This window comes from Geomonas sp., assembly GCF_056994735.1.
The window spans coordinates 1-4,752 of sequence record NZ_JBXKJL010000099.1; the positions used below are offsets into that span (position 1 = coordinate 1).

The 4,752-nt window shown below is 60.0% G+C and carries 3 protein-coding genes and 1 pseudogene; all 4 read right to left on the reverse strand.

The window, feature by feature from the left end; genetic code table 11:
* Window positions 1-388 (reverse strand): annotated as a pseudogene (locus AC11W3_RS04670) (cytochrome c3 family protein); the annotation flags it as partial.
* 717 nt (window positions 389-1,105) lie between these two features.
* Window positions 1,106-1,918, reverse strand: coding sequence for a cytochrome c biogenesis protein CcsA (gene ccsA, locus AC11W3_RS04675; RefSeq protein ID WP_484092570.1), 813 nt, complete (start codon window positions 1,916-1,918; stop codon window positions 1,106-1,108).
* Between the two features lie 593 nt (window positions 1,919-2,511).
* On the reverse strand, window positions 2,512-2,865 hold the full coding sequence (locus AC11W3_RS04680) for a hypothetical protein (protein ID WP_484092571.1): 354 nt from the start codon (window positions 2,863-2,865) through the stop codon (window positions 2,512-2,514).
* A 165-nt stretch (window positions 2,866-3,030) separates the two neighbouring features.
* Window positions 3,031-4,581, reverse strand: coding sequence for a cobalamin-dependent protein (locus AC11W3_RS04685; protein WP_484092572.1), 1,551 nt, complete (start codon window positions 4,579-4,581; stop codon window positions 3,031-3,033).
* Window positions 4,582-4,752: the final 171 nt, after the last annotated feature.

Sequence of the window (4,752 nt, forward strand, 5' to 3'; positions counted from 1 at the left end):
CGGCCGGGAGGGAGTTGACCGGAGGCGAGCTGAAGGCCGGGACGATGGCGCCTCCGGGGGTGACCGCGGGGGTCACGCTGAAGGTCTTGGTGGCGAAGTAGGCGACCAGGTACTGGGTGCCTGCCACTTTGTTGACCTTGTAGACCCCGGGGGAGACCGCGGTCTGGGCGATGCCGCCGATGCGGACCGCGCTGATCACGTAGCCGATGGCCGGCGTGACGGTGTAGTTGGCCGAAAGGGTCGTGTCCGGGTAGGCGGTGCTACCGGGGCTGGAGATGGTGCCGGCACCGGTCGATGGCGAGGTAGACGCCGAGACGTACCAGGTCGCGTTGGCCAGAGCGGGAACACACCCGATCAGCATCATTACAAGGAGAAATCTTCTCAACATAGCCCACCTCTGTTTCATCGACATGACGGTTTCCCACGTTTCATTTGGCAAGCTTCATGCCTCGCGGTCCCCGGCCGCGGAAACCTTGGATAGGCCGTCAAACACGGCTGGTACAACTCCATAGGGCGGCGTTAAATGCTGTGAAAATAATTTCACAGCCGCGACAAGCACGATCACCAGCACCCGGGAATCGCTCGGAGATATGCGATGAAAAAACCGATGTCTTTCGCTGTTGGGGATTTTCAGGTAAGGACGTTACCGGGATCAAAGAAGCGAGGGTGATGGGAAAAGTTATTCACCGCGGCATGAGATGCCGGGCATGCTGTGCTCCGGCTTTATGTGACAAAAATAATTTTCCCACCAAGGGGAAGAGCCTAGTCCGGATGGCCTTCTACACCCTTCTCAGGTCGCAGATATTGGCACTCCGGCATCACCCCACTCCCCAAAGGTGAAAGAACGGGAATAAGATTACATTTCAATGACGCCAACCAGGCATCAAAACTAATAATCAAGCTTTGTTTTTCTATGGATCGCGCGGGAATGATTGACAGGATAATGGGGGAGATTAAATCGGAAGCGACGGGAGGGGGTAAGAAAGGGATGAGGATGGGTATGGGTTCCGGATTGGCTGCAGGGAAAGCGGGCGCCGCCGGTTCGACAGCGGCGACCCTCTTGCCGGGATTTTTCGGGGAGAGATGGAATGAACCAGGTGATGCTTCAAAAGACGGTGGTATGGATGCTGACTCCATGTCCGAAACCGAAGAAGAGGAATATAACCCCTACCAGGGAGCCGACGGCCAACCACGACGCCCTCGATCCGCTCCAACCCAAGGTGGTCCGCAGGTGCACGTTGGTCCCGTAAATGAGCCAGGAGATCAGCGACCAGTTCTCGACAGGATCCCAGGCCCAGTACCGTCCCCACAGCGCGTGCGCCCAGATGGCGCCACTGCCGATCATCACTGCCTGTGCGAAAAAGCCGAAGAGTACCAGCCTCAGCGAGAGTTCTTCCAGGAGCTTCGATTCGGGGAGCCGGATCAGGAAGGAGCTGTTCGATTTTTCCCTCATGAGGTACATGCTGCCCGAGCAGAAAGCCGTGACATAGGAGCCGAAGGCGAACCAGGCGAACATGACATGGACAAAGAGCCAGTTGCTCCTGAAGGCGGGCTCGAGGGGACGGAGCTCACCGCCGGTGAACATGCCGTTGCCGATGATGAGCAGCGCCAGCGGCGTTACCGCGACAGCGAAGGGACGTGCCTGCGGAAAGAAGTGGCGCAGCACCAGGTAGGTCAGCAGGATGGCCCAGCTCCCCGCCAGGGAGTTCTCGTAGGTGTACATCGCCGGCATATGCCCCGTCACCGCCCACCTGACCGCGATGGCCACCGTCTCGGCCAGGAAGCCGGACACCGCGACCCTGTAGCCCCAGTCCTGCAGCCTGTCCCTCTTGAAGACCAGCGCGTTGAGAAAGAGCAGGAATGAGACGCCATATCCCGCCACCGCGATCCAGAGAAAAATCTCCTCCCAAAAGGCCATACTCTCTCACCCTCCAGCCGATGCTGCTTTATGTGGCGTTATCCCTCAAGGAGTTGCGACTCCGATTGTCTCGTCCTCTGCCGCCTCCACCGTCAAAATAATGGCGAATTTCACATGAGACCCTTCTAGCAGAAGGTTCCGGCGAATGCAACCTTTTTCGCAATGCGGTGCCGGCTACGTCCGGACCTGGTCGAGCAGATCCGGGTCGGCGGTGTTCGATGGGAGGGGGTGCGTGTATCGGCGGGTAGGCGACGGGTGAGGGTCTGTACTGCCGCGGATGGTGATAAGGAGGGTATGCCGGGGGGTCGCGCCCGGGAGGGCGCTCCTACGGGGGATGCGGGGTCGGGCAGAAGCGGAGGTAGTATCCCGCGGATATTCTCGTCGGGCTGGAGCGGAGCAGTATGCCGGGGATTCAGGTCGGGCAGGAGCGGAGCAGTATGCAGTTGGATCCTGGCCGGGCAGCAGCGGAGCAGCATGCCGCGGGGATCCTGGTCAGGCAGGAGCGGAGCAGTATGCCGAGGGTATCCAAGTCGGGCAGGAACGGAGCAGCATCAAGCGGGGGGAGGGATGCAACAGTGGTGGTTATTCGCGGCTCAGCAGAAAGCCGTGCGGTAGCCCCAGTAGGTGCCGAGACCGACTACCACGAACAGCACGACGTGCTTCATCACCAGCATCTTGCGGCGGGTCCGCTCGGCGTCGGCGCCGTAGAAGTTGTCCACGTAGGTGAAGCTCCGCATTCCGCCGGTAGCGAAAATGGTCACCGCCGCGCCCACGCTGTTCCAGAAGAAGAAGCGCTCGATGACGGTCAGGAGCTCCGCAAGGGCCGGCGCCCCGGCATGGTAGCCGTGCAGGAGATGGATGGCGATAAGGGCGGAGAGCCAGTATCCGGTGGCGAAGTCGTGTATGAAGCCATTGAGTACGATGGCGGTCTGCTTGATGGAATTCACGCTGCTGCTCCTGAATCTTGAGGCTGGGAACTGTCTGGACTTCAAAGGCAAATCCTCCCTGTCCCCCCTTTGTCAAAGGGGGGGACGCAAGGGTCACCCTTCACCCTTCACCCGTCACCCTTCACCCTTCACCTTTCACCTTTCACCTGTCACGGTTTCACGGTTTCACGGTATCGGCGCGAAGGTGTGGGGATGGCCGCCGCCCTTCCCTTTCATATCCGGCATCCCCTTGATGTCGGGCATCCCTTTCAGCTCCTTCATGCTCTTCAGGAGGGCCTGCACTTCGGGCGGCATCTGCTTGCCATCCTTCATCATGGCCCGCATCTGCCCGGCCAGGTAGGAGTTGTTGATCAGGATGTCCAGCACGGCAACCATGAAGGTGCGCTTCCAGGGGGAGAGCTCGTGCAGGTTCTGGAACTTGTGCATGTAGAACTTCTGGGATGCCTTGCCGAGTTCCCTTTCAAGTTCCTCCACCGTCATATGCTTTGGCTTGATCACCGGCTCCACCAGGTTGTATTTCCGGTAGTCCAGGGTGGCCACATACGGCTCCAGCTCGGAGTAGAGCTCGGCGTAGGGCCAGGGGGCGATGGCCAGGAAGAAGGCCATGTCGGGATTGTAGTGCTTGGCGAGCTCGATGGTCGCGGCGATCGACTCGGGCGTATCGTCGGGCATCCCCAGCACGAAGGAGGTCTCGGAGACGATGTCGGCGTTGTTGATGATGTCGATGGCGGCCTTGGACTGCTCCACCTTGGTGTTCTTGTTGAAGAGATCCAGGGTCGCCTGGTCCCCCGCCTCTACCCCCACGTAGATGTGCTCGACGCCGGCTTCGCGGTACTTGTCCATGATGTCGGCATCGCGCAGGATGTCGTCCACGCGGGTCTCCATCAGGAGCTTGACCCCCACCTTGCGCTCGATCATCAGGTCGAGGATCCTCTCCCAGCGCTCCCGGCTCAGGGTCGGGATCTCGTCGGCCAGCATCGCCACTTCGACCCCGTAGGTGTTCTTCAGAAGCTCCAGCTCGTCCACGAAATTCTCCGCCGAACGGGAGCGCCACGACCTGGCCCAGAAGAGCTGCTGGGAGCAGAAGGAGCACTTCTCCTGGCAGCCGCGCGAGGAGGAGACGATGGCCAGCCGGGCGTTGTTCTTGGCGCGGTAGGTGTAGATCGGCCACTCCACCAGGTCCCAGGCCGGCTGGAGCGCGTCGAGATCCTGGATGTAGGGGGCCTTGGGGGTGGCGACCACGGCGCCGTCGCGCCAGAAGGCGAGCCCGGGCACCTGCGCGGGATCTCCGTCGGCGTTCAGGCAGTCGAGGAGCGAGACCAGGGTCACTTCCCCCTCGCCGCGCACGATGTAATCGACCGTGTCGTGCTCGGCCTTCAGCATGTCGTCGTAGCAGAAGGTGGCGTGGACGTTACCGTGCACCGTGACGACGTCGGGGTTGATCTCCTTGGCCAGGGCGGTCAGCTCCAGCGCATGGCCGATGGAAGCGGTAAAAGAGGTGGTTGCCACCACGTCGGGGTTGAAGGAGCGGATCCGCGCCTCGATCTCGGGCCACTTGTGCCACAGCGACATGGCGTCGTAGTAGTCGACCTCGTATCCGGCAGCGCGCAGCGCCCCTGCTATATAGACAAAACCGACGTTCAGCCAGGTGCCGGCGGATTCCACGACACCGGAGTGGTACGGTGGGGTGATTAAGGCGACTCTCTTTAATTTCATCTTTTCTCCTGACCGGGCTGAAGACACGGTTATTATCGTGAAAGCGGCAGCCGCATGCTGGGAACAAACAGCATGATATTGTACATTAACGCGGCATACTTGTCTTTAATTTTCAAGTTAATTTATTTTCACAGCCTTGAAGAATAAGTCAATCTTGATGAAAAATTATTA

Excerpts from the sequence above, each read along its gene's own strand:
- ccsA (WP_484092570.1), bottom strand. The coding sequence starts at position 1,918 with ATGGCCTTTTGGGAGGAGATTTTTCTCTGGATCGCGGTGGCGGGATAT.
- AC11W3_RS04685 (WP_484092572.1), bottom strand. The coding sequence starts at position 4,581 with ATGAAATTAAAGAGAGTCGCCTTAATCACCCCACCGTACCACTCCGGT.